We start from the raw sequence: 22000 nt of genomic DNA, 5'->3' as shown, positions 1-22000 counted from the left end.
AAATCGCGGCCCATGTCGCCCTAGCGTAAAGTCGCGTTCTACGGGAAGGGAAATTAATGATCCGTTACGCGATGGCCAGCCTGACACCTGCGGTCCTGCTTGGTCTCGGCTGCATAGCGGGTGGGGTCTGGATCTGGCTCGGGCTCGCCTCCATGACTCTTGTCGTCTTTGCCTTTGACCGGCTGACCCGACTTCCTGCCCTGCCACGCGACGATGCCCCCGTGCTGGCGCATGGCAACCGGCTTTGCATTGTTCTGACTGCGGCGCATTTCCTGCTGCTCGGGCTGGGCTTTCATGCCTTGGCCGATGGTAGGGGCAGCCCAGCCGCCACTGTCGCTCTCTGGTTCGGCATCGGCCTGTTTCTCGGTCAGATTTCGAATGCCACCGGGCATGAGCTGATCCATGCCCCGCAGCGCGAGCTTCGCCACCTTGGCACCGCGATCTTCACCTCGCTGCTCTTCGGCCATCACGTCTCGGCTCATCTGCGGGTGCATCACCCCTTTGTCGCCAGCGACCGCGATCCGAATTCGGCACGCCCCGGCGAAGGGTTCCATCGTTTCTGGCCTCGCTCCGTCATTGGGTCATTCCGCGCCGGGCTTCGCGCCGAAAACCGCCTGCGGCAAGGACGCGCGAGGGGCGTGCACCCCTATCTGGTTTACACACTCGGCGGCGCGGCGACTGTGCTTGCCGGCCTGCTCATCGCCGGATGGCCGGGCCTGATCGCCCTTCTCACCCTCACGACATTTGCGCAGATGCAGCTTATGCTGTCGGATTACGTCCAGCATTACGGGCTGCGCCGCAAAACCCTTGCCAATGGGCGGCTCGAGCCGGTTTCTCCGCGCCATTCATGGAACGCCGCCCCGTGGTATTCCGCCGCGATGATGCTAAACGCGCCGCGCCATTCGGACCATCACGTGGCCCCCACGCGCCGCTTTACCGCTCTTCGTCTGAACCCGGATGAAATGCCGATGCTGCCCTCGACCTTTCCGGTCATGGCGCTAATCGCGACTCTCCCGCCGCTCTGGAAACGCCTCATGGACCCGCGCGTTGCCCGGTTTGGCGCCGATCGTCCAGCCGGCGTTAACCCTGTGTCAACCATTGGTAGCGAAACGCGCGACCCTGTGGCAGAGTTTGCCCATGCTACGACTATCGCTGATTCTGACCGCTTTCCTCGCCCAGCCGCTGGCCGCTCAATCCGCGATGAGCGCAGAGGCGTTTGAAAACTACACCAAGGGCAAAACCCTGTTCTACGGCAATGGCGGTGAGGCCTACGGGGTCGAGCGTTATCTCGATGACCGCCGCGTGGTCTGGTCCTTTCTGGACGGTGAATGCAAATACGGATCTTGGTACGAACAAGCTGGCCAGATCTGTTTCGTCTACGAAGACCGACCGGGTGATCCGCAGTGCTGGACCTTTCGCAAGGGCACGGGCGGTCTGATCGCCCAATTCGAGAATAACAATGCCTCCACCGAACTCTACGAGGCGCAGGACGTCGGCGAAGAGATGATCTGCTACGGTCCTGACGTCGGCGTCTAGCTTAAGCTCCGATCAATAGATCAGAACAGGCTGCCCTGATCCGGTTCGGGTGCCGTTTTCGACGCCTTTCGCGCGGGCTTGCCGCCCACCATCATCCGGCCATCGGCGAATTGAATCTCAAGCGTTGCCGCCCCTTCGGCCTCGGCCTTGCGGGTCACGACCTCTCCCTCGGCGCGGATCACCGCATAGCCCCGCTCCAGCGTCGCCTCATATCCCAGCGTGGCCAGCATCCGATCTGCTGTTTTCAACCGGATATCCAGCGCGGAAATCTGGTTGCGCCCGATTGCGGACAACCGCTTCGACAAGCCGCCAATATCCTGTTTTCGCTGGGTAATCTTTGCGGTCAGCTCGCGCGGCCGCAGACGCGCCGCGCGCGATTCGAACCCGGTGCGCCGCTGCGCCACCGCCCGGTCCAACGCGGGAACCAGCCGCGCCGACCACTGCTGAACGCCACGCCGTTCCTGCGCGATCATCCGCGTCAGAATCGATGGTCTCAGGCTGCCTGAAACGTCCGACAGATGTACCCGATGCGCCTGAACGCCCTTGATGAGCGCGACCGGCAGCTGATCGGCGATCCGGTCATAGCGTTGCCGCGCCGAGGCCAGCAGGCTGTCGCCCCGTGGCAAAGCCCGGCTCAGATCGGCCAGCCGCTGACGCCGCAGGGTCACCGCGCCATTGCCCGCCCGTGTCAGCCGCGCGCCCTGCCCTTCAACCCAGGCCAGCAGTTCGACCCGAACCGGCACGGCCAGTTCGGCCGCCGCCGTCGGCGTCGGTGCGCGACGGTCAGAAACGAAATCGATCAGCGTCGTATCGGTTTCGTGCCCCACGGCAGAAATCAGCGGAATCTCCGACGCCGCCGCCGCCCGCGCGACGACTTCCTCGTTGAATCCCCAAAGATCCTCGACCGAGCCGCCACCCCGCGCCACGATCAGCAAGTCGGGTCGCGGCAAAGCGCCGCCGGGCGTCAGGCGATTGAACCCTTCGATGGCCCGCGTCACCTCGGGCGCGCAAGCCGCGCCCTGCACGGCGACTGGCCAGATCAACACCTTGCGCGGAAAACGGTCGCGCAGTCGATGCAGAATGTCACGGATCACCGCCCCAGAGGGCGAGGTAATAACACCAATGATTTCAGGCAGGTACGGCAAGGGCCGCTTTCGCGACGCTTCAAAGAGCCCCTCTGCCGCAAGCTGTTTCTTGCGCTTCTCCAAAAGCGCCATCAACGCGCCCTGTCCAGCGACGGCCACCTCGTCCACGTTCATGTTGTACTTGGATTGGGCGCCGAATGCGGTCAGCCGCCCGGTAACAACGACCTCCAGCCCCTCTTCCGGCACCACCGAAAGATTCGCGATCTGCCCCTTCCACGTAGTGCAGGCCAGGACGCTGCGGTCATCCTTGACGTCATAGTAAAGATGCCCAGAGCGCGCCTTGAACACGCGCCCGACCTCTCCCTTGACGCGGATACGGCCAAATTCGTCTTCCAGAGTACGTTTAACCGCGCCGGATATCTCCGACACGGTGTATTCGGGTGTATTCTGTCCCGGGGCGGGATCGTCTATCAGATCGGACATGGGGCAAGTATTGCCCCATGTCGTGCGTTAGTAAAAGGTCAGGCCGCGCGTTTTTCGTGGCGACCTTCCGCGATTTCCTCGATCAGCTTGTTGCAGAACGCGGGGAGGTCGTCAGGGTTACGGCTTGTCACCAGCCCCATGTCGGTCACGACCTCGCTGTCTTCCCACAGACCACCCGCATTGCGAATGTCGGTTTCGATCGACTTGTAGGACGTAACCTTGCGCCCCTTCACGATTTCCGCTTCTGCCAGCAACCAAGGCGCGTGGCAGATTGCACCGATGGCTTTGCCGCTGTCCCAGAAGGACCGGATGAATTCGATCGCGTTCTTCTCAACACGAAGCAGGTCCGGATTGATCTGGCCTCCGGGCAACACCAGCGCGTCGTAGTCGTTGGCTGAGACATCCGATAGCAACTTGTCTACCGCAACCGGACGTCCCCAGTCATCGCCATCCCAACCTTTGATCTCTCCGCCTTCCAGCGAAACCACATGGACGTCTGCGCCTGCGTCGCGCAGCGCTTCCAGCGGCTTTTCAAGTTCGGACTGTTCGAATCCGTGCGTGGCAAGGATTGCAATTTTCTTTTCACTGAGACGTGCCATTTGATGACTCCTTATTCTCTGTTTCTGGCCACCCAACGCGAGCCGAAAGGCAGAGTTCCTTTGGACGAGTTCCCCTCGCGTCTTCTTGCCTATTGCCCGCCGTCCCCCTATGCAGACGGCGATTTGTGACAGCACCGCAGCAAGGGGATAGCGGATGAACATTCTGATCTTGGGCAGCGGCGGGCGTGAACACAGCCTTGCCTGGGCGGTCATGCAGAACCCGAAATGCGACAAGCTGATCGTTGCCCCCGGCAATGCGGGCATCGCCGCTATCGCTGCCTGCGCCAAGCTCAATATCCTCGACGGGCCGACCGTTGTGGAATTCGCGCTGGAGAACAGCATCGATTTCGTCATCGTCGGCCCCGAAGCCCCGCTTGCGGCTGGCGTCGCCGACACGCTGCGGGATGCGAATATCCTTGTCTTCGGTCCCTCGGCCGCCGCCGCCCAGCTAGAGGCCAGCAAGAATTTCACCAAGGAAATCTGCGCCGCCGCCAAGGCCCCCACCGCCGATTACGCGCATTTCACCGATGCCGAAGCCGCCCGCGCCTATATCCGCGAACAGGGCGCGCCGATTGTCGTCAAGGCCGACGGTCTTGCGGCAGGCAAAGGCGTCATCGTCGCCATGACCGAGGACGAAGCCCTTGCCGCCATCGACGACATGTTCGGCGGTGAGTTCGGCTCAGCCGGGGCCGAGGTTGTCATAGAAGAGTTCATGGAGGGCGAAGAGGCCTCCTTTTTCGTGCTCTGCGACGGAACAGATGTGCTGCCCATCGGCACCGCTCAGGACCACAAGCGTGTGGGCGAAGGCGATACGGGCCCCAACACGGGCGGCATGGGCGCCTATTCCCCCGCCCCCGTGATGACCGACGAAATCACGCGAAAGGCGCTCGATGAAATCGTACGCCCGACGATGGCGGAAATGTCCAAGCGTGAAATGCCCTATCAGGGCGTTCTCTATGTCGGGCTGATGATCAAGGACGGCCAGCCCCGGCTGGTCGAATACAACGTGCGTTTCGGCGATCCGGAATGTCAGGTGCTGATGATGCGCCTCGGCGCGCAGGCGATGGACCTGATGCACGCCGCCGCCGAATCCCGCCTTGGAAAGATGCGGGTGAACTGGGCCGACGATCATGCGATGACAGTCGTCATGGCCGCCAAGGGCTATCCCGGATCTTACAAAAAAGGCAGCCGGATCAACGGGCTGGAGGATCTGCCTGAAACCAGCAGCGAAATGTGCTTTCACGCCGGCACTTCCGAAACCGATGGCCATATAACCGCCAGTGGCGGGCGGGTCTTAAATGTCACCGCCCGCGGCAGGACGCTGGCCGAAGCGCGCGACCGCGCCTATGCGATGGCCGATGCCATCGACTGGCCCGAAGGGTTCTTTCGCCGCGACATCGGCTGGCGCGCGCTCTGATCCCCGTCGCGCCGGTTTCTACTTGACCGGCGCGGACGAGGAATAATTCGGGATCGGGCTTTCCGAGGCGGCAATCGGTTCGATCTCTGGCCAGTTGCCCTCGGCGATATTGATATTGCCGGGAATATCCTCTTCCCAGAAGCCGACGACCACATCTGTGATATTCAGGTAAAGCTTGTCATCCACCACCCGCCAGAGCGTCGGGTTGCCGGGCACCTTGCCGCCCTTTGACACCCCGTATGCGCAATGCCCGTCATAGGCCGGCGCGAAATAGGCAGGGTTTTCCATGAACGTGTCGCGGTTTTCTTCGCTGCTGAAGGCAAAGACGGCTCCATTGTATTCGGCGGTGATATCCGCGCGCCCCGGCACCGGATCGGGTTGCGGTGTCCCGACCGGGCTTTGTTCAAGATCGCGATAGGCGACCACGTCAAAGCCCGACACGGCGAAGCCGGTGGAATCAACGAATTGTTCGCCCGCTAAGGCAGGCGCGGTAAACAGGAAACTCGCGGCAAACAGCGGTAACAAGGACCGTTTCATGACATATCCTTTCGGCCATCTAGCGTGTCGCACAAGGTGCATAGGCCCGCAGATTACGGCAAATCCGGGCTTTGCGTACCGTGGCTCGCGAAGCTGTTACGCCAAATTGTCTTTCGTGATCAGGAGGGCTGCTTTTGTTTCAAAAGACCCAGATCTGCGCGCTTCTTTTTGCTAAGCCCTGAAACAACCATGTCAAAAGACAAGGCGATATGCTCTTTTAGCTCGCTATCCGACAGGCCCGGGCTGGCATAGTGCTGCACCCATTTCAGACCGCGCGACGCCATGTAGGGCGCGGGCCGGATGCCCTCCATATCCGGCAGGATCTCAAAGGCCATATCGGTGACCTTGAAAGTAAACGCCGCCGCACCGTCATTCCAGCCGCAGATGGCAAAGACCTTGCCGCCGACTTTCCACACATCCGCATCGCCCCACTGCACAACATGGGTGCTCGCCGGAAACGCTGAGCAATAGGCGTTGAATTCGTCCCGTGTCATGGCCGCAGTCTAGCCGAGCCCCGCCTCAGCGCAAGATTGGTGGTTTGTCCGGGTCGCTTCCCGGCGCGATCCGGCTGACCTCGGGCTGAACCGCTTCGGGCAGGTCAAATCGCAGCCCGGCGCGCGAAAGCGCCTCGGCCATCGGCTCATCCGAGGTAAAGAACCCGACGTCCAGCTCGCCCGCCTCGATGCCCGAGAATGTCAGCGCCTCGCCCGTGGCGCGTGCCAGCGCATCCCGGCCCCAGTCCGCCGCATCGACAAAGGCCAGCATATGCCCCTGCCCGCCTGTTTCATACGTCACTCCAACCAAGTAGGCAGTGCGCGCCAATCCCATCGCCGTCGCCAGCTTGGTATCCAGCGCCGAAATCAGGCTTTCAGGCAGGCCTTTAGGCGCGCTCACCTCGGCAATTTTCGCCTCGACCTCTGAGGGGATATTCGCCGTCGTCTCGGCAAGCCACGCAACGCCAGAGGGCGGGATCAGGATCGACGATGGCGCGACCTCGAGGTTGACGCCAAGCCCCAGCCCTTGTGCCGCCAGCATCCCCGCAAGGGTACGCCCCGACAGCCCCACATAGGGCGCGGGCCGTCCGGCGAAATCGGCCAGCCGGGATTCGCGATCAAAGGCGAGCACGAAGATCCCCTCTTCCAGCTCGAATATCTCGGGGCTTACATCATCGCCCTTCGGCTCGGCACTTAGCATCAGGAACAGCTCACCATCCGCGAGCCGTTCGTAAAACCGCATCCGCGCCGCGCCATCCTCGGGCGCCGCTTCCATCGCTGCATGGGCCTGATCCAGCGGAGTCGTTTCGCTCATTCCATAACCTTTCTCACCCTGTCGCGCAGAACCGGCAGCAGCTCCGCCTCGAACCACGGGTTTTTCTTCAACCATCCGGTATTGCGCCATGACGGATGAGGCAAGGGAAAGACCGACGGTGCATGGTCGCGCCAGCCCGCCACGGTCGCCGTCACGCTCTTTTGCCGCCCCATATGCCACTTATGCGCGTAGCCGCCCACCAGTACCGTCAGCTTGACCGAGGCAAGCTGTGCCATCACCGACCGATGCCAGGTGGCGGAGCAAACAGGTGGCGGCGGCAGGTCCGCGCCCTTTGCGTCATAGCCAGGAAAGCAGAACGCCATCGGCACGATGGCAACCCGGTCCCGGTCATAAAAGGTCTCGTCATCCAGCCCCAGCCAGTGGCGCAGCCGGTCGCCCGAAGCATCGCTGAACGGACGGCCCGAGGCGTGCACCCGCGCTCCCGGCGCCTGCCCCGCGATCAGGATCCGCGCGCCCGGACGAAACCACACCACCGGACGCGGCGCATGCGCGGTTTTCGTCGCAGCAAATCGCGCGGCACAGATCCGGCAGGCGCGGATGTCATCGCGCAGCCCCTCGCCGGGGCGCGTATCAGGTTCATTCATCGTCATGAACGATGTATCTGTGCCACGCTTGCCTCCGGATCAATCCCATGGCCTTCGCCAAGACAATTTAGGGTGATAAACAGGCTGGCAACATAAGCCCCGGAAACAGGGGCACGCAGGCAGGAAAACAGTCACACTCTCTTTGGCCATAATGTTGCCAGTTTCGCTACATAGCTGCAGTATATGACCTATTAAGAAACGTCTGATACGGGTTGTTAACCGGTTTTGGACAGGCACGGTGGACCCAACCACCCAACGTATCGGGCAAGAAGGCGGCATCAGACGACGAATATGCTAGAATTCGTGAATGTCAGCAAATCTTTCTGGACGGGGACACAGCGCAAGGTGATCCTCGACCGGGTCTCGTTCCGGGTCGAACTCGGCCGTTCGCTGGGCATTCTCGCGCCCAATGGCACAGGCAAGACCACCCTTATTAACATCATGGCCGGCCTCGAAAAACCTGATGAGGGCGAAGTCCGCCGGATGTGCAACATCTCCTTCCCGCTGGGCTTCATGGGCGGCGTCGTGCCCAAGGTTTCGGCGATGGAAAATTGCCGCTATATCGCCAAGCTCTACGGGCTTGATCCCGATTACGTGGAATCCTACTGCCGCTGGCTCTGCAACCTTGGCGAATATTTCGACCAGCCGCTGGGCACCTATTCGGCCGGGATGCGGGCGCGGTTCACATTCGCGCTGATGCTGGCGCTTGAATTTGACATCTACCTCATCGATGAGGGCATGCCCGGCACCACCGACGTCGAATTCAACAAGAAGGCGGGCGCGATCCTGCAGGAACGGCTTGCAACGACAACCATCATCATCGTCTCTCATCAGGCTGCTACGCTTGAAAAATTCGCCAAATCGGCCGCCGTTTTGATGAACGGCCAGTTGCATATGTTCGAAACCTTGGAAGAAGCGAAGCTGCTCTATGACTACGAAACCCAAGGCTAGAAAATTCCGCATCAAGCGGACGCTCACCGAAGAACCCGCGCCGCAGGCCGCGGTCGCTCGGCCCTTGCCCGGCCCCAAAGCCGTTGAGATGCCAGAACCTGAACCCGGTGCCATGCCGCCTCGCATGACCGCGCGCGAACGTGCAGCGAAACGGCGTGAACAGGCCCCGCAGGACGATGCCGCGACGACCACGGATCAGGCGACACCCGAAAAACAGGCAGAAGACAAACCCGCATCCGGGGCTGAAAGCCCCGCGGTACCGACCAGCGACGCCACTGATATCGAAACGATCAAACGCGAAGGCCTGACCGGACGGCAGTTGCGCATGGCGCGCCGCGTCGCACAAAAGCACAAGCTTCCCGCGACCTCGGATTTCGAAGCTGTACGGCTGCTGCGCGAAAAGGGCATCGACCCCTTCGCGGCCTCGAATACGCTGGAACTGGTTGTGCCCAAGGGCGGTGCCGCCCAGCATGAAGGCGGCGCGCCGGATGCTTTCGACAATGTCCCGGCCCAGCGCAAACAGCCCGGCCGGGAATTGCCGCGCACCAGCACCCCCCTGTCGCCCGCCTCGACCGAGATGAGCCCGGCGGAGCGGCGCGAGCGGGAAATCACGCAGATTCAACGCGATATCATGCGGCGCCGTCGCCGCAAGCTGATGCTGCTGATGACCCGGCTGGCCTTCTTCGTGATGCTGCCCACGGCCATCGCTGGCTATTATTTCTACGTGGTCGCAACCCCCATGTACGCGACCAAGTCGGAATTCCTGATCCTTCAGGCCGATAACCTCGGCGGCAGCGGGCTTGGCGGCCTGCTGACCGGCACGCAATTCGCCACCAGCCAGGATTCCATCGCGACCCAGTCCTACCTGCAATCCAAGGACGCGATGCTGCGGCTAGATCAGGACGTCGGTTTCAAATCGCATTTCTCGCAGGACTGGATCGACCCGATCCAGCGCCTGACCGATGATCCGACCAATGAAGAGGCCTATGCCGTCTACAAGAAGAACGTGAAAATCGGCTATGACCCGACCGAGGGCATCATCCGGATGGAGGTCGTCGCCGCCGACCCCGAAATCGCGCGCGATTACTCGGACCACCTGATTTCCTATGCGGAACAACGCATTAACAATCTGTCCCAACAGAAGCGCGCTGACCAGATGCGTGACGCCATGCAGGGTTTCGAAGTAGCGCAGGCCGAACGGCGCAACGCGCAGGAGGCACTGGTACAGCTACAGCAACGCGGCGCGATCCTCGATCCCGAAGGCGTGATCGCCGGGCTGCGCTCCCAGATCAACAACATGGAAATCCAGCTGCAGGAAAAAGAGCTGCAACTCGCCGCGCTGATGGATAACGAACGTCCCAACCAGGCCCGCGTGGACGGGGTGCAGGGCGATATCGACCGAATTCAAAACCTGCTGGACGATCTGAACGAAAAGATGATCGATGCCTCCAAGGGCGAAAATTCGCTGGCGCAGATGTCGGTGCGCATCCAGATGGCCCAGGCCGATCTCGCAACCCGCGACCTGATGCTGCAATCCGCGCTCCAGCAGGTCGAACAGACCCGGATGGAGGCCAATCGGCAGGTGCGCTATCTCACCACCTCGGTACTGCCCGTCGCCAGCCAGGAGGCCAGCTATCCGCGCCGCTTCGAGAATACCATCTTGGCCTTTCTGGTCTTTTCAGGCATTTATCTTATGTTCTCACTAACCGCCTCAATCCTCCGTGAACAGGTTACGTCGTAGCATATGAAACATGTCCAGGTCGCCGACCTCACAATCGGCAATGACCGCCCGCTGACCATTATTGCGGGCCCCTGCCAGCTAGAAAGCAGCGATCACGCGCAGATGATCGCAGGCCGTATGAAAGAGGCCTGCGACAAGTTTGGCGCCCAGTATGTTTTCAAGGCGTCTTACGACAAGGCCAACCGCACGTCGCTTTCGGGCAAACGCGGGCTTGGCATGGAACAGGGTCTGTCCATCCTCTCTGATATCCGCAAAACCTTCGGCGTCCCGGTCCTGACCGACGTCCACACCGAGGCACAATGCGCCGAAGCCGCCGAAGCCGTGGATATCATCCAGATCCCCGCCTTTCTCTGTCGCCAGACCGACATGCTGCTGGCCGCCGGCAAGACCGGTGCCGCGATCAACGTCAAAAAGGGCCAGTTCCTCGCGCCCTGGGACATGAAGAACGTCGTCGACAAGATTGAAAGCACAGGGAATGAACGCATCCTGCTGACTGAACGCGGAGTGTCCTTTGGCTATAACACGCTGGTCGCCGACATGCGCTCGCTGCCACAGATGGCGGAAACCGGTTATCCGGTGGTGATGGACGCGACCCATTCGGTACAGCAGCCCGGCGGCAAGGGCGGATCGACCGGCGGACAGCGCGAATTCGCGCCCGTCATGGCCCGCGCGGCCGTGGCCATCGGCGTCGGCGCTGTATTCATCGAAACGCATGAGGACCCGGACAACGCGCCAAGCGACGGGCCCAACATGATCTATCTCGACCAGATGCCAGATCTGATCGAAACGCTGATGGCCTTTGACGCCATTGCCAAAGCGACCCCCCTAACGCTCTGACAAAAGAGAATTTCATGACCAAACCTGCTTCTACAGTTACGCCCAACACCTGGGAATTCCTGCGCGATCCGATGATCACGCCGACCGGCTTCCGCGAATATGACGCGCGCTGGAAATACCCGGATGAAATCAACCTGCCCGGCATGACGGCGCTTGGCCTCGGGATCGGCACACAGATGCACAAGTGCGGGGTCGAACCCGTCATCGCCGTAGGCAACGACTATCGCGACTATTCGCTGACCATCAAGAACGCGCTGATCCTTGGGCTGATGCAGGCCGGGATCACCGTCAAGGACATTGGCCCCTGCATCACGCCAATGGCCTATTTCAGCTCGTTCCACCTTGGCGTGCCGGGTGTTGCGATGGTCACCGCCTCGCACAACCCGAACGGCTGGACCGGGGTCAAGATGGGCTTTGCCATGCCCCTCACCCACGGACCCGATGAAATGGGTGAACTCAAGGATATTGTCCTCAACGGCAAGGGCGAACCGCGCGATGGCGGCAAGTACGAATTCGTCGATGGCGTCTGGGACGCGTACATGGACGACCTCGTCGGCGACTTCAAGATGTCCCGCAAACTCAAGGTCGTATGCGCCACAGGTAACGGCACCGCCGCCGCCTATGCCCCGGCGCTTTTCGAACGTCTCGGCGTCGAAGTCGTCGAGAGCCACAATACGCTCGACTACACCTTTCCGAACTACAACCCGAACCCCGAAGCGATGGAAATGCTCCATGACATGTCGGCTTCGGTAAAGAACTCCGGCGCCGATTTCGCGCTTGGGTTTGACGGGGACGGCGACCGCTGCGGTGTGGTCGATGACGAGGGCGAAGAGATTTTCGCGGACAAGGTCGGCGTCATCATGGCTCGCGACCTCTCGAAAATCTATCCGAACTCGACCTTTGTGGCGGACGTGAAATCCACCGGGCTTTTTGCCGCCGACCCCGAGCTGCAGGCCAATGGCGTCAAAGCCGATTACTGGAAGACCGGTCACAGCCATATGAAACGCCGTGTCCACGAACTTGGCGCGCTGGCGGGTTTCGAGAAATCCGGCCATTACTTCCTCGCTGAACCCATCGGGCGCGGCTATGACGACGGGATGCGTGTCGCGGTCGAAATCTGCAAGCTGATGGACCGCAACCCTGACATGAAAATGTCCGACCTGCGCAAGGCTCTGCCGGTCACCTATTCCACGCCCACCATGTCTCCCTACTGCGCCGATACGGAGAAATACGAGGTTCTGGAACGGCTTGTCGAAAAGCTTGTCGCCAAGGCCGAAGCCGGTGAACAAGTCGCCGGGCGCGACATCAAGGAAGTCGTCACCGTCAACGGTGCCCGTGTGATCCTTGATAACGGGTCGTGGGGGCTGGTGCGTGCCTCCTCCAACACGCCGAACCTTGTCGTCGTTTGTGAAAGCAGCGAAAGCGACGAAGAGATGCGCGCGATCTTTGCCGATATCGATGCGGTGATCCGTACCGAACCTTCCGTCGGCGATTACGACCAGAAAATCTGAAGCATTCCGGGCGGCGTCAATCGCCGCCCAACAGCTTGAGAAAGCCTTTCTTGGCTTCCTCCTCGATCTTGTCCTTGAGAAGCTCTTCGACATCGCGCGTATCGCCAGGCGCCCCGCTCAGCTTGGCGCGGATCTTCTCCTTGGCGCGTTCCTCCAGCGCATCCAGTTTCACATCCGCATTCGCCTTCAGCACCGCTTCAAGGTCGGGCTGCACCCTTGGCCGCGCCCATGGGCCGCTGATGCGCACGGGGATAGCCAGCCCCTCGCCACCCCGCGCCCGCAGCGCCACGGGCGTGATGACGTAATCGATATCCCTTTCCCCCAGCCCGATCACGCCGGTGCCGTCAGCGCGGAAATTCTTGAGCTCGACGGCAAGGTCGTCATTGCTCAGCACGCCGCCCGTGATATCGAAACTGGCTTTCAACGTCTCGAAAACCGTGGTGCCGCCATTCTGCTCGCCCGAATCCATCAGCGCCTCAAGGTCGATGCCCGCGATTTCCCCCGCTGTCATGCCAATCCGCCCCGATCCCGAAAGCGATCGCATGATCATATCCGCACTCTGTCCCACGCCCAGAAAGGTAAGCTTCATATCCGCCTTGCCGGAAAATCGATTGATATCGGCCATATCCGACAAGAGCCGCTGCATCTCGATACCCTTGGCCTGCAAAGCTCCTCCAACCGAAAGCCCTGTCCGGTTGTTGGCCACCAGCTGCCCGGTGATCTCTCCGTCAAAGGCTTCGACCCGCGCAAGGTCCAGCACCGCACGGGAGTCGACCAGCGTGAACAGCGCCTGCACCGCGCCCAATTGGGTGCCCGCAACCCGGACGCTTTTCGCATCGAGCGTGACCGACGCGTTCACAAGGCCCAGCCCGCTTGCATCGATCGGTGTGCTCGACCAGCCAAGCCTTGTCGAGCCCGACCCGGCGCCCCCGCCGCCTTTTGCGGAAACCGGCGTGAAATCAAGCGCATCGGCATTCAGCCGCGCGGTAAGTTTGACAGTATCGGCAAGGTACAGATCGGCCGCGCCGTTCACCCGGTTCCGATCCAGCAGCACGGACAGGTCGCGTAACGAAAGCCGCTGATCCAGCGTATAGGTCGCCTCGGTCACCAGCTCCACACCGCGTCCCATGCGCTCGGGCCAGAAGCCCTGCCCAAGCCCCAGCGCCCGCTGCATCTTGACGATATCATCTGCATCCATCGTCACCCGCCCCGAGGCTTCGCCGTTCAGCCTCGCCCGACCGACAAAGCTCGCCGTACCGCCCGAGGTCGCCACCTCGAGCGTCAGCGGCGCGACATCGCTGGAAAGAAAGTCTTGGAAATTCGCAACTTGTGCCGCCACCTTGATGCGCTCGCCCGCTGGGGACATCGCCAGATCAATATGGGCGACGCCGCTCGGTTCGGGCCAGTCCAGCGTCAGATCGACATCCGACAGGGCAAATTCTCCGCCGCCCTCGCGCCGGTACAGCAACCGCGCATCGCTTAGTTTGAGCCGTTCAAGCATGACGGGCGAAGACCCGCCCGGTGCTTCTCCGGAGGTTTCACCGCCGTCCGCGACAGCGTCGGTTTCTGTGAACTCCCAGTTGCCGACACCGTCTGCGCTTTGCTGCAGCCGCAGGTCCGGCTGTTCTGCCACCACTTCGCTGACCCGGATCCGCCCGCGCAGAAGATCGCGCGCCGACAGCCCCACCGAAAGTGCCTCGGCACGCAGCATCGGCTCGGCATCGGCCCAGTCGGCATTTGCAACTGTAACCGGCCCCGTTTTCACCCCCAGTGTCGGCCAGAGAGACAGGCGCACACCGCCGCCAATGGTCACCTCTCGCCCAGTCTGGTTGCGAATCTGTTCAGCCGCAATTTCCGCGATACGTTCCTGCGGCAAAAGAAACAGCCCGGCACCCAACGTCACCAGCGCCAGCAACACCGCGCCGATCAGCCTGAAAATCCACCGCATTCGCCTGCTCCGCCTGCCGTTTTCCCCAGCATATCCGCCTTGGCCGTTTGCGCAAAGCCTTTGCACCTTTCTCGCGCCGGCCCTATAGGAGCGCACATGAGCACGAACCCTCCTGAACTGCGCCCCGATCTCGCGCCCCGCGCGCGCATCGGCGATGCGCCCCGTCCCGGCCAGCCCACCATTGGCATGGTCTCGCTTGGCTGCCCCAAGGCGCTGGTCGACAGCGAACGCATCCTCACGCGGCTGCGGGCCGAAGGCTATGGTATCTCGCCAGATTACAGCGGCGCCGATGCAGTAATCGTAAACACCTGCGGATTTCTCGACAGCGCCAAGGCCGAAAGTCTCGAAGCCATCGGTGAGGCGCTGACCGAAAACGGCCGGGTCATCGTGACCGGCTGCCTCGGGGCCGAGCCGGAATACATCACCGGGACCCACCCCAAGGTGCTCGCCGTGACTGGCCCGCATCAATACGAACAGGTGCTCGACGCGGTGCATTCCGCCGTGCCTCCCGATCCGAACCCCTTTGTCGATCTGCTTCCGGCCTCGGGCGTCTCCCTCACACCTAGACACTATTCTTATTTAAAGATTTCAGAAGGTTGCAACCACAAGTGCAAGTTCTGTATCATTCCGGACATGCGCGGCCGGCTGATGTCGCGACCCGCCCATGCGGTGCTGCGCGAGGCAGAGAAACTGGTCGAAAGCGGCGTCCGCGAGCTTCTGGTGATCAGTCAGGACACCAGCGCCTACGGGCTTGATCGCAAGTACGACACGAACCCGTGGAAAGACGGCGAGGTGCGCAGCCATATCCTCGACCTCTCCCGCGAACTGGGGCAACTCGGCGCTTGGGTGCGGCTGCATTACGTCTATCCCTACCCGCATGTGCGCGATCTGATCCCGCTGATGGCCGACCCGTCGAACGGGCTGCTGCCCTATCTCGATATTCCTTTCCAGCATGCGCACCCGGATGTGCTGAAACGCATGGCCCGCCCTGCCGCCGGGTCGAAAACGCTCGACGAAATCGCCGCTTGGCGCGACATCTGCCCCGACATTACCCTGCGCTCGACCTTCATCGTCGGCTACCCGGGCGAAACCGAATCCGAATTCCGGACGCTGCTCGACTGGATGGACGAAGCCCGTCTCGACCGGGTCGGATGCTTCAAATACGAAAATGTCGACGGGGCGCGGTCTAACGACCTGCCCGATCACGTGCCCGAAGAGGTCAAACAAGAGCGGTGGGACCGCTTCATGGAAAAGGCGCAGGCCATTTCCGAAGCTAAGCTGCAGGCCAAGGTCGGCCAGCAGTTACAGGTGATCGTCGATGAAATCGACGACGAAGCCGCCACCTGCCGGAGCTGGGCCGATGCGCCCGAGATCGACGGCAACCTCTTTATTGACGAAGGCTTCGAAAACCTGAAGCCGGGCGATCTTGTTACGGTCACCGTGGATGAGGCCAGCGATTACGATCTCTGGGGACGTCTCGCCAGCTGATCCAGCATAAGCAACGCCCGGCAATTTACTGGAATAGAAAGCTTATTCCACGCGCAGCCGGGCCATCATTTCGCTGTTCCGGCAAAAGCTTGGCGTCTGCATGGCGCCGGTTTTCTGCGCGTCCAGCCAGCTTCCGCAAAAGCCCGGATCCGAGCATTCACAACAGCGCAGCACCGCGTCGCCAAGCTCACTAACGGTCAAACGGCCGCCGTCCAGGATCTCTTGCTGCATGTCCACGCCGACCGTCTCGGCCATCCGGTCCATTAGAACCGCGTGCTTCTTAAGCTTTTCAGGATCTTGCATCCGGGTCTCCGATTCCTTGAATCTGCCCGGCCACTCTGCCCGCGATAAGGGGGCATCGCCTTGATCGATGTCAAATAAGCCTCAGCCCGAGGTCAACCGCGACATGGTCCGGCGCACCGTGTCCAGTCGATCTGCATTCGGCGGGTGCGAGCCAAGAAAACGGTCGCCCGGGTCCGGAATCTGGGCGAAGAATCCCGCCCCGATCAAAGGGTTGAATCCCGCGCGGTAGGCGATCACCGTGCCCAGCTCATCCGCTTCCAGTTCGAATTCCTTGGAATAGCTGCGCGCCCCGACCGCGGCACCAAGCCGCTGGGCGTTTTCCACGTCCAGCGCGCTGCCGCCGGTGAGCGTTGCAAGCCCCGCAAACACGACAGCGCCCGCTTCGGCATTGCGCTGCTGCCGCGCAAGGTGGTTGCGGATGTGATGCGCGGCCTCGTGGCTCATCACAAAGGCCAGTTCATCCACGCTCCCGACACTTTCAATCAGAGAGGCGGTAAAGGTGATGACCGGGCGTCCCTCCCGGTCGAGGCTTTGGAACGCATTCGGCTGCGCGTTGCGACGGGCATCCACGGCAATCAGGAAATCGCAGTTCATTCCCGTTGTACGATTGCGACATTCCTGTTCAGCTATCGGCTCTACCGCGCTGACAACATAAAAAAAGTTGGCCTGAACAAGTTCCGGGGAAAACCCGGGCACGACCGAGGCGCCAGAGGTGGCGCCGCTTGACACGGTCGGCATGTCGCACCCCGAAAGACCCAAGGCTGCACATAAACCGATCAGTACCCGACCCCAGCGCATCGGCGCTCCTTTCTTCAGTATTTCCCGAATGACCCTAGCACAGTCGACGCCGCCTTCCAGTGCCCGGATCTGCGGTGAATCGCCCTTGCAATGCCTCAGCAACAGCGCCAATCTCAAGCTCATGTTTAGCATTGAACACGAATTCGACGCCACTGTGATCACGCTTGTCGACGAAGCGCCCGCGCCCCTGCAAGAGGACGTGGTCATCAACAGTTTTGCCGAATGCATCACGATCGAGCAATTTGACGCGCGCACCAACCAGATGATGAAAATAACGCTTTCGCCGGAACAATTGCGTGATCTTGCCGCCGCGCTCGACATGCCCGAGGGCGTCTATCGTCTGCGACGCAACGCCTCCACACCGTAGCGGAACAGCTTTTCGCGCGACGTTTCCCCTCGCAACAAGGTTAGCGCACTTGGCGCGACACCCAGCGCGCGGGCCAGCAATTGGGTCACGGCCGTGTTTGCCTTGCCGTTCTCCGGTGCCGCCGTGACCGTGATACGCAACACGCCATCGCGTTCGACAACCGCGTTTCTCGCCGCGCCGGGTGTGACGCGCACGGCAAATTCCGCCCCTTCGACCGCAAGGTGCGCCAGATCCGGTAGGTCTCTGGATTTTGCCCGGGCCATTTATCGCCTCACGTCAACTGCGCAACCTACCCTGCTGATTAAAACCGGAATCCCACCCGATATACAACTGGGTTGAGAAGCTGAAAAAATCCCGATCCTAGCCACGCTTGCGGATTTTCCTCGAAAAACATAGACCTCTCTCTTGCATAGCTACAGGTTCGAGCCAACATATCCGCAGAATGTAAGAAAGATTAACATATGCCGACTCCCAATCCCGCCGCGCTTGAATTTCTGCTGCACCGGCGCTCTCGCCCGGCCAAGACTCTGACAACCCCGGTGCCCGACGAGACCGCTCTTGAACCTCTGCTGACGGCTGCTGCCCGCAGTCCCGATCACGGCAAGCTGGAACCCTGGCGTTTTATCGTTATCGAAGAAGGCGCGATGCCCCGGCTCGCGGATCAGGCCGAGGAACATGCAAAAGCGCTTGGGTTCGCCGATGCCGATGTGGCCAAGGCCCGGACCCAGTTCGATCAGGGGCATCTGGCGGTGGCGGTTGTCGCCTGCCCTGATGAAACGGCGAAAATCCCTGTGATCGAACAGACATATTCCGCCGGAGCCGTTTGCCTTGCGCTTCTGAACGCCGCGCTTGCCGCGGGCTGGGGGGCGAACTGGCTCTCGGGCAGCATCAGCCACGACACGGCATTCTGCAGCGCCGCGCTGGGACTTGCGCCGCATGAGAAAATCGCCGGTTTCATCCATATCGGCACTGAATCCGCGGCGCCGCCGGACCGTCCGCGCCCCGATCTCGCCGCCAAAACCACCTGGGTTTCGTCTTGATCCTTCAGGCGTTTTTTCTCGCCATCGCGCAAATCGGCGACCGACCGTTCCGCAAGGTACTGATGCTGGGCCTTCTGCTGACCCTGGCGCTGCTGGTCGCGGCAACGGTCGGGTTGCTGTGGCTGGTACAGACCTACTTCGGCGATGGTATGACCCTGCCCTGGATTGGCGAGGTGCAATGGGTCGACAACCTCTTCAGCGCCACCTCGATCCTGGTGATGCTGTTCCTGTCAATCTTCCTGATGGTGCCGGTGGCCTCGGCCATCACCTCCTTTTTTCTCGACGAGATCGCGCAGGCGGTCGAAGACCGGCACTATCCCCAGCTACCCGAGGCCCGCAACGTCCCCTTTGCCGAGGCGCTGAGCGACTCGGTCGCCTTTCTTGGTGTCCTGATTGTCGCGAACCTCCTTGGTCTGGTCGTCTATCTCATCTTTCTGGTCACAGCCGTTCTCGCGCCCTTTGCGCCCTTCGTGTTTTACGCGCTGAATGGGTACCTGCTCGGGCGCGAATACTTCACACTGGTCGCGATCCGCCGCATCGGCCGCAAAGAGGCGACCCGCATGCGCAAGCAGTACGGCAGCGCCGTTTTCCTTGCTGGCGTATTGATGACAGTTCCACTGACGGTGCCCGTCGTGAACCTCTTGGTGCCGGTTCTGGGTGCCGCGACCTTCACCCATCTCTTTCACATGCTCAACAAAGACCGTTAAGAAATCCCTTACTATCGACGGTATTATTTCGATTTTCGAACTTAACCGCGGAAGCTCGCACCGAACGGGCGCAAAGCCCGACGCAGAGCTCGCCGCTGTAAGAAAAGGCCACAGGCATCAGCCTGTGGCCTTTTTCAATCAACCGAGCATGCATAAATCCAGCCGCGGCACCCGGTTCCGAACACCTCTTATCGCGGCAGCGCGCGATAGAACCAGTCGAAGTCTTCCAGCGTGATCCAGTTCGACAGGATGATCCCGGATATGATGACCCAGAGCACGAAGGCAACCGCAGTCGTATAGAATGCCTTCTTGCGCAGGTGATGCGACTCCGGGGCCCCGGCATGGGTGCCGGGCACGATCTGGCCAAGATCTCCCTGCGTTTTCACGCGGATGGGAATGGCCACGAAAAACGTCATGAACCAGATGACGATGAACAGCACGATGGCCGATGTAACGCCCATGTCAGGCTCCTTTCAGCGACGGCTCAGACCTGTTCGAGTTCGACAAGACAGCCGTTGAAATCCTTGGGGTGCAGGAACAGCACCGGTTTGCCATGCGCGCCAATTTTGGGCTCACCATTGCCCAGCACCCGTGCGCCGGTTTCCTTGAGGTGGTCGCGCGCCGCGATGATGTCATCGACCTCGTAGCAGACGTGATGCATGCCACCCGCAGGGTTCTTTTCCAGAAACGCCCTGATCGGACTGTCATCGCCCAGCGGATAAAGCAATTCGATTTTGGTATTGGGCAGCTCGATGAAAACCACCGTCACGCCATGATCCGGTTCGTCCTGAGGCGCACCGACCTTGGCGCCAAGCGCATCGCGATACTGGGCCGAGGCGGCCTCGAGATCCGGCACGGCAATGGCAACATGGTTAAGTCGGCCGATCATCGGCACCTCCCTCAATAGATATCCCGCCGGTTATGAGGCTCCTCCCCGCCAAGAGCAAGCCCAGCATTGTCGCAGCCCGCCGCCCGGGGAAAGCCGCCTGTTAACCTCGCGTTAGCCACCGGTCCCTAGCCTAGAGCCAGGCAATCGAAAGGAACTTTGTCATGGCCGATTCGGATCCGCTTCAGCAGCCCCACACCATGCCGACTGCCAGCCGTCCGTTGCTGGGCCTGACGATCCTGGTGGTGGAAGACAGCCGTTACGCCAGCGAAACCATGCGTCTTTTGTGCCTGCGCAGCGGGGCGCGCATCCGTCGCGCCGATTGCCTGAAATCCGCTCGGCGCCATCTTCAGGTCTATCGCCCCTCGGCGGTGATCGTCGATCTTGGTCTGCCCGATGGGTCCGGGCTTGAACTTATCTCGGAACTGAACCGCGCCGCGCCGCGCGTCGGTATCCTGCTGGCAACCTCCGGCGATGACAACGCCGAACAGGCCGCGATGGCGGCCGGGGCGGATGATTTCCTTGCCAAGCCAATCACTTCTCTTGCGGTGTTCCAGTCGGTGATCATCGGGCGCCTGCCGCCCGAGCGACGTCCGTTCACCCTGCACCCCGTCAGCGAGGTTGTCGTAGAACCGGATCCGATCGCACTTCAGGACGATCTGGCCCATGTGGCCGATGTCCTGAGCGCGGATACCGAGGGCGGAACACTCGATTATCTTGCGCAGTTCATTGGCGGCATCGCCCGCAGCGTCGATGACACGCCGCTGGCCGAGGCCGCCGACAACCTTGCGAAATCACGCCGTGATGGCACGCCTGTCGGCCCCGCAACCGCTCTGATCGCCGGGCTGGTCAACGAAAGACTGCAACAGAGAAAGGCCATTTGACATGATCGAGACATTTCTGATCGCCCTCTTCGCCATGCTCGTCGCCCTTTACGTGCAAGCCCGCAAAGCTTCCCGCGAAATACGCAAACACCGAGAAGAAAGCGGCATCGCTACCCTTAGCACGATCATCCTCGACCCTACCGATTGAAACATCAGGGTCGCCTAACAAAATCTTGTACTCAAACCGCTTTCGGACATCTCGTCGGGGGGATAAATCAGACCTCAGGTGGCAATCCCTGATCGAGCAGTGCCGGGTCGTCCGAGAACCGAATCTTGCGGGTCAGATCGCTCAGCCGTTGGATCTGGCGGCCCTCGGCATCGAAATTATCCGGGGACAGCCATTCGGCATAAGCGGCAGACAGTGCGGGCCATTCCTGATCGATTGTCGCGAACCACGCGGTGTCTCGGTTGCGCCCCTTAACCACCAGCGCCTGACGGAAAACGCCCTCATAACTGAACCCGAGCCGCTGAGCCGCTGCCCGAGACGGCATGTTCAGCGCGTTGCATTTCCATTCATACCGCCGATAGCCGGCCTCAAAGGCCCAGCGCATCATCAGCGCCATCGCCTCGGTCGCTGCGCGGGTCCGCTGCAGGCGCGGTGCATAATTGATATTGCCGACCTCGATCGAACCGGCTGCCGGATCAATCCGGAGGTACGACGCAACGCCACCGTACTGCCCGGTCTCCAGATCCTTGATCGCGTAGAAACACAGCCCCGGATCCGCCGTCGCTTCCTTGACCCAGCGATGGTACATCGAGGCCGAGGAAAACGGCCCGACCGGCATGTAATCCCACAGCCAGTCCTCGCCATCATAGGCGGCAAACAAAAGCGCCGCGTGATCCTCGGCACTCAGGGGCTCAAGGCGGGCATAACGCCCCACTAGAACTGCACCTTCGGGACGGGGTGGCGGGGTCCAGTCCGGCACGGGCAGACCGACGGGGCGGGAAACGCTGAGATTGCTCATCTGT

26 protein-coding genes are annotated in these 22000 nt (G+C 61.3%); 13 read left to right on the top strand and 13 right to left on the bottom strand.

What is annotated here, in order from left to right; translation table 11 throughout:
• The first annotated feature begins 56 nt into the window (after nt 1-56).
• Entirely contained in the window at nt 57-1220 is a 1164-nt protein-coding gene (locus tag ACU0FH_RS21090; protein ID WP_446196664.1) for an alkane 1-monooxygenase, read from the top strand.
• Nucleotides 1138-1536: a hypothetical protein gene (locus ACU0FH_RS21085; protein ID WP_446196663.1), complete on the top strand. Its 399-nt coding sequence runs from the start codon at nt 1138-1140 to the stop codon at nt 1534-1536. The genes ACU0FH_RS21090 and ACU0FH_RS21085 overlap by 83 nt, the downstream gene beginning before the upstream one ends.
• A 20-nt stretch (nt 1537-1556) precedes the next feature.
• Here ACU0FH_RS21085 and xseA read toward each other — a convergent pair whose 3' ends face one another.
• Both xseA and ACU0FH_RS21075 read right to left on the bottom strand, forming a co-directional pair.
• Complete coding sequence (gene xseA, locus ACU0FH_RS21080) at nt 1557-3104, bottom strand: exodeoxyribonuclease VII large subunit (protein ID WP_446196662.1); 1548 nt, start codon at nt 3102-3104, stop codon at nt 1557-1559.
• A 38-nt stretch (nt 3105-3142) separates the two neighbouring features.
• Nucleotides 3143-3703: a type 1 glutamine amidotransferase domain-containing protein gene (locus tag ACU0FH_RS21075; protein WP_446196661.1), complete on the bottom strand. Its 561-nt coding sequence runs from the start codon at nt 3701-3703 to the stop codon at nt 3143-3145.
• 154 nt (nt 3704-3857) lie between these two features.
• Here ACU0FH_RS21075 and purD point away from each other — a divergent pair, with 154 nt between their 5' ends.
• On the top strand, nt 3858-5120 hold the full coding sequence (gene purD, locus ACU0FH_RS21070; RefSeq protein WP_446196660.1) for a phosphoribosylamine--glycine ligase: 1263 nt from the start codon (nt 3858-3860) through the stop codon (nt 5118-5120).
• 18 nt (nt 5121-5138) lie between these two features.
• Here purD and ACU0FH_RS21065 read toward each other — a convergent pair whose 3' ends face one another.
• The 4 genes from ACU0FH_RS21065 to ACU0FH_RS21050 all read right to left on the bottom strand — a co-directional run bounded on the left by ACU0FH_RS21065 (nt 5139) and on the right by ACU0FH_RS21050 (nt 7570).
• A complete protein-coding gene (locus tag ACU0FH_RS21065) occupies nt 5139-5657 on the bottom strand; it encodes a YHS domain-containing (seleno)protein (RefSeq protein WP_446196659.1) in 519 nt (172 codons plus the stop codon).
• A gap of 119 nt (nt 5658-5776) precedes the next feature.
• Nucleotides 5777-6151, bottom strand: a complete 375-nt coding sequence (locus tag ACU0FH_RS21060; protein ID WP_446196658.1) for an MmcQ/YjbR family DNA-binding protein — start codon at nt 6149-6151, stop codon at nt 5777-5779.
• A gap of 25 nt (nt 6152-6176) precedes the next feature.
• On the bottom strand, nt 6177-6965 hold the full coding sequence (locus ACU0FH_RS21055) for an SseB family protein (RefSeq protein ID WP_446196657.1): 789 nt from the start codon (nt 6963-6965) through the stop codon (nt 6177-6179).
• Nucleotides 6962-7570, bottom strand: coding sequence for a uracil-DNA glycosylase family protein (locus tag ACU0FH_RS21050; RefSeq protein WP_446197001.1), 609 nt, complete (start codon nt 7568-7570; stop codon nt 6962-6964). The genes ACU0FH_RS21055 and ACU0FH_RS21050 overlap by 4 nt, the downstream gene beginning before the upstream one ends.
• A gap of 291 nt (nt 7571-7861) precedes the next feature.
• Between ACU0FH_RS21050 and ACU0FH_RS21045 the strand changes: the two genes are divergently transcribed.
• From ACU0FH_RS21045 to ACU0FH_RS21030, 4 genes are read left to right on the top strand one after another with little or no spacing between them, the layout of a single operon-like run.
• On the top strand, nt 7862-8521 hold the full coding sequence (locus ACU0FH_RS21045; RefSeq protein ID WP_446196656.1) for an ABC transporter ATP-binding protein: 660 nt from the start codon (nt 7862-7864) through the stop codon (nt 8519-8521).
• A complete protein-coding gene (locus tag ACU0FH_RS21040) occupies nt 8499-10262 on the top strand; it encodes a capsule biosynthesis protein (protein WP_446196655.1) in 1764 nt (587 codons plus the stop codon). Before ACU0FH_RS21045 ends, ACU0FH_RS21040 begins: the two co-directional genes overlap by 23 nt.
• 3 nt (nt 10263-10265) lie before the next feature.
• A complete protein-coding gene (gene kdsA / locus ACU0FH_RS21035) occupies nt 10266-11099 on the top strand; it encodes a 3-deoxy-8-phosphooctulonate synthase (RefSeq protein ID WP_446196654.1) in 834 nt (277 codons plus the stop codon).
• A 14-nt stretch (nt 11100-11113) separates the two neighbouring features.
• Nucleotides 11114-12610: a phosphomannomutase/phosphoglucomutase gene (locus ACU0FH_RS21030; RefSeq protein WP_446196653.1), complete on the top strand. Its 1497-nt coding sequence runs from the start codon at nt 11114-11116 to the stop codon at nt 12608-12610.
• Between the two features lie 16 nt (nt 12611-12626).
• Here ACU0FH_RS21030 and ACU0FH_RS21025 read toward each other — a convergent pair whose 3' ends face one another.
• Complete coding sequence (locus ACU0FH_RS21025; RefSeq protein WP_446196652.1) at nt 12627-14558, bottom strand: AsmA family protein; 1932 nt, start codon at nt 14556-14558, stop codon at nt 12627-12629.
• Between the two features lie 96 nt (nt 14559-14654).
• Here ACU0FH_RS21025 and rimO point away from each other — a divergent pair, with 96 nt between their 5' ends.
• Nucleotides 14655-16046, top strand: a complete 1392-nt coding sequence (rimO, locus tag ACU0FH_RS21020; protein WP_446196651.1) for a 30S ribosomal protein S12 methylthiotransferase RimO — start codon at nt 14655-14657, stop codon at nt 16044-16046.
• Between the two features lie 42 nt (nt 16047-16088).
• Here rimO and ACU0FH_RS21015 read toward each other — a convergent pair whose 3' ends face one another.
• Both ACU0FH_RS21015 and ACU0FH_RS21010 read right to left on the bottom strand, forming a co-directional pair.
• Nucleotides 16089-16349 carry a DUF6455 family protein gene (locus ACU0FH_RS21015; RefSeq protein ID WP_446196650.1) on the bottom strand — a complete coding sequence of 87 codons (261 nt, stop codon included), beginning with the start codon at nt 16347-16349 and terminating at the stop codon, nt 16089-16091.
• Nucleotides 16350-16430: 81 nt separating this feature from the next.
• A complete protein-coding gene (locus ACU0FH_RS21010) occupies nt 16431-17147 on the bottom strand; it encodes a M48 family metallopeptidase (RefSeq protein ID WP_446196649.1) in 717 nt (238 codons plus the stop codon).
• 121 nt (nt 17148-17268) lie between these two features.
• Here ACU0FH_RS21010 and ACU0FH_RS21005 point away from each other — a divergent pair, with 121 nt between their 5' ends.
• Nucleotides 17269-17514, top strand: a complete 246-nt coding sequence (locus tag ACU0FH_RS21005) for a hypothetical protein (RefSeq protein WP_446197000.1) — start codon at nt 17269-17271, stop codon at nt 17512-17514.
• Here the strand turns inward: ACU0FH_RS21005 and ACU0FH_RS21000 are convergent.
• A complete protein-coding gene (locus tag ACU0FH_RS21000) occupies nt 17481-17777 on the bottom strand; it encodes a DUF167 domain-containing protein (protein ID WP_446196648.1) in 297 nt (98 codons plus the stop codon). The genes ACU0FH_RS21005 and ACU0FH_RS21000 overlap by 34 nt on opposite strands.
• 198 nt (nt 17778-17975) lie before the next feature.
• Between ACU0FH_RS21000 and ACU0FH_RS20995 the strand changes: the two genes are divergently transcribed.
• Both ACU0FH_RS20995 and ACU0FH_RS20990 read left to right on the top strand, forming a co-directional pair.
• On the top strand, nt 17976-18554 hold the full coding sequence (locus ACU0FH_RS20995) for a nitroreductase family protein (protein ID WP_446196647.1): 579 nt from the start codon (nt 17976-17978) through the stop codon (nt 18552-18554).
• Nucleotides 18551-19261 (top strand): EI24 domain-containing protein, encoded by a 711-nt coding sequence (locus ACU0FH_RS20990; RefSeq protein WP_446196646.1) that lies wholly within the window; start codon nt 18551-18553, stop codon nt 19259-19261. Before ACU0FH_RS20995 ends, ACU0FH_RS20990 begins: the two co-directional genes overlap by 4 nt.
• A gap of 188 nt (nt 19262-19449) precedes the next feature.
• On the opposite strand, the gene ACU0FH_RS20985 is transcribed toward ACU0FH_RS20990, so the two are convergent.
• Both ACU0FH_RS20985 and mce read right to left on the bottom strand, forming a co-directional pair.
• A complete protein-coding gene (locus tag ACU0FH_RS20985) occupies nt 19450-19722 on the bottom strand; it encodes a DUF1467 family protein (protein ID WP_446196645.1) in 273 nt (90 codons plus the stop codon).
• A gap of 23 nt (nt 19723-19745) precedes the next feature.
• Nucleotides 19746-20150, bottom strand: a complete 405-nt coding sequence (mce, locus tag ACU0FH_RS20980; protein WP_446196644.1) for a methylmalonyl-CoA epimerase — start codon at nt 20148-20150, stop codon at nt 19746-19748.
• Nucleotides 20151-20311: 161 nt separating this feature from the next.
• Between mce and ACU0FH_RS20975 the strand changes: the two genes are divergently transcribed.
• The gene (locus tag ACU0FH_RS20975) at nt 20312-21031 is read left to right on the top strand and encodes a response regulator (protein ID WP_238370052.1); all 720 of its coding nucleotides are present in this window, start codon (nt 20312-20314) and stop codon (nt 21029-21031) included.
• Nucleotide 21032: 1 nt separating this feature from the next.
• Nucleotides 21033-21179 (top strand): hypothetical protein, encoded by a 147-nt coding sequence (locus tag ACU0FH_RS20970; protein WP_446196643.1) that lies wholly within the window; start codon nt 21033-21035, stop codon nt 21177-21179.
• A gap of 67 nt (nt 21180-21246) precedes the next feature.
• Here ACU0FH_RS20970 and ACU0FH_RS20965 read toward each other — a convergent pair whose 3' ends face one another.
• Nucleotides 21247-21996 (bottom strand): GNAT family N-acetyltransferase, encoded by a 750-nt coding sequence (locus ACU0FH_RS20965; protein WP_446196642.1) that lies wholly within the window; start codon nt 21994-21996, stop codon nt 21247-21249.
• Nucleotides 21997-22000: the final 4 nt, after the last annotated feature.

It is taken from the genome of Heliomarina sp. (assembly GCF_052826185.1).
This window is presented reverse-complemented; position numbering and strand designations above follow the sequence as displayed.

Excerpts from the sequence above, each read along its gene's own strand:
- ACU0FH_RS21090 (WP_446196664.1), top strand. The coding sequence starts at position 57 with ATGATCCGTTACGCGATGGCCAGCCTGACACCTGCGGTCCTGCTTGGT.
- ACU0FH_RS21085 (WP_446196663.1), top strand. The coding sequence starts at position 1,138 with ATGCTACGACTATCGCTGATTCTGACCGCTTTCCTCGCCCAGCCGCTG.
- xseA (WP_446196662.1), bottom strand. The coding sequence starts at position 3,104 with ATGTCCGATCTGATAGACGATCCCGCCCCGGGACAGAATACACCCGAA.
- ACU0FH_RS21075 (WP_446196661.1), bottom strand. The coding sequence starts at position 3,703 with ATGGCACGTCTCAGTGAAAAGAAAATTGCAATCCTTGCCACGCACGGA.
- purD (WP_446196660.1), top strand. The coding sequence starts at position 3,858 with ATGAACATTCTGATCTTGGGCAGCGGCGGGCGTGAACACAGCCTTGCC.
- ACU0FH_RS21065 (WP_446196659.1), bottom strand. The coding sequence starts at position 5,657 with ATGAAACGGTCCTTGTTACCGCTGTTTGCCGCGAGTTTCCTGTTTACC.
- ACU0FH_RS21060 (WP_446196658.1), bottom strand. The coding sequence starts at position 6,151 with ATGACACGGGACGAATTCAACGCCTATTGCTCAGCGTTTCCGGCGAGC.
- ACU0FH_RS21055 (WP_446196657.1), bottom strand. The coding sequence starts at position 6,965 with ATGAGCGAAACGACTCCGCTGGATCAGGCCCATGCAGCGATGGAAGCG.
- ACU0FH_RS21050 (WP_446197001.1), bottom strand. The coding sequence starts at position 7,570 with ATGAATGAACCTGATACGCGCCCCGGCGAGGGGCTGCGCGATGACATC.
- ACU0FH_RS21045 (WP_446196656.1), top strand. The coding sequence starts at position 7,862 with ATGCTAGAATTCGTGAATGTCAGCAAATCTTTCTGGACGGGGACACAG.
- ACU0FH_RS21040 (WP_446196655.1), top strand. The coding sequence starts at position 8,499 with ATGACTACGAAACCCAAGGCTAGAAAATTCCGCATCAAGCGGACGCTC.
- kdsA (WP_446196654.1), top strand. The coding sequence starts at position 10,266 with ATGAAACATGTCCAGGTCGCCGACCTCACAATCGGCAATGACCGCCCG.
- ACU0FH_RS21030 (WP_446196653.1), top strand. The coding sequence starts at position 11,114 with ATGACCAAACCTGCTTCTACAGTTACGCCCAACACCTGGGAATTCCTG.
- ACU0FH_RS21025 (WP_446196652.1), bottom strand. The coding sequence starts at position 14,558 with ATGCGGTGGATTTTCAGGCTGATCGGCGCGGTGTTGCTGGCGCTGGTG.
- rimO (WP_446196651.1), top strand. The coding sequence starts at position 14,655 with ATGAGCACGAACCCTCCTGAACTGCGCCCCGATCTCGCGCCCCGCGCG.
- ACU0FH_RS21015 (WP_446196650.1), bottom strand. The coding sequence starts at position 16,349 with ATGCAAGATCCTGAAAAGCTTAAGAAGCACGCGGTTCTAATGGACCGG.
- ACU0FH_RS21010 (WP_446196649.1), bottom strand. The coding sequence starts at position 17,147 with ATGCGCTGGGGTCGGGTACTGATCGGTTTATGTGCAGCCTTGGGTCTT.
- ACU0FH_RS21005 (WP_446197000.1), top strand. The coding sequence starts at position 17,269 with ATGTTTAGCATTGAACACGAATTCGACGCCACTGTGATCACGCTTGTC.
- ACU0FH_RS21000 (WP_446196648.1), bottom strand. The coding sequence starts at position 17,777 with ATGGCCCGGGCAAAATCCAGAGACCTACCGGATCTGGCGCACCTTGCG.
- ACU0FH_RS20995 (WP_446196647.1), top strand. The coding sequence starts at position 17,976 with ATGCCGACTCCCAATCCCGCCGCGCTTGAATTTCTGCTGCACCGGCGC.
- ACU0FH_RS20985 (WP_446196645.1), bottom strand. The coding sequence starts at position 19,722 with ATGGGCGTTACATCGGCCATCGTGCTGTTCATCGTCATCTGGTTCATG.
- mce (WP_446196644.1), bottom strand. The coding sequence starts at position 20,150 with ATGATCGGCCGACTTAACCATGTTGCCATTGCCGTGCCGGATCTCGAG.
- ACU0FH_RS20975 (WP_238370052.1), top strand. The coding sequence starts at position 20,312 with ATGGCCGATTCGGATCCGCTTCAGCAGCCCCACACCATGCCGACTGCC.
- ACU0FH_RS20970 (WP_446196643.1), top strand. The coding sequence starts at position 21,033 with ATGATCGAGACATTTCTGATCGCCCTCTTCGCCATGCTCGTCGCCCTT.
- ACU0FH_RS20965 (WP_446196642.1), bottom strand. The coding sequence starts at position 21,996 with ATGAGCAATCTCAGCGTTTCCCGCCCCGTCGGTCTGCCCGTGCCGGAC.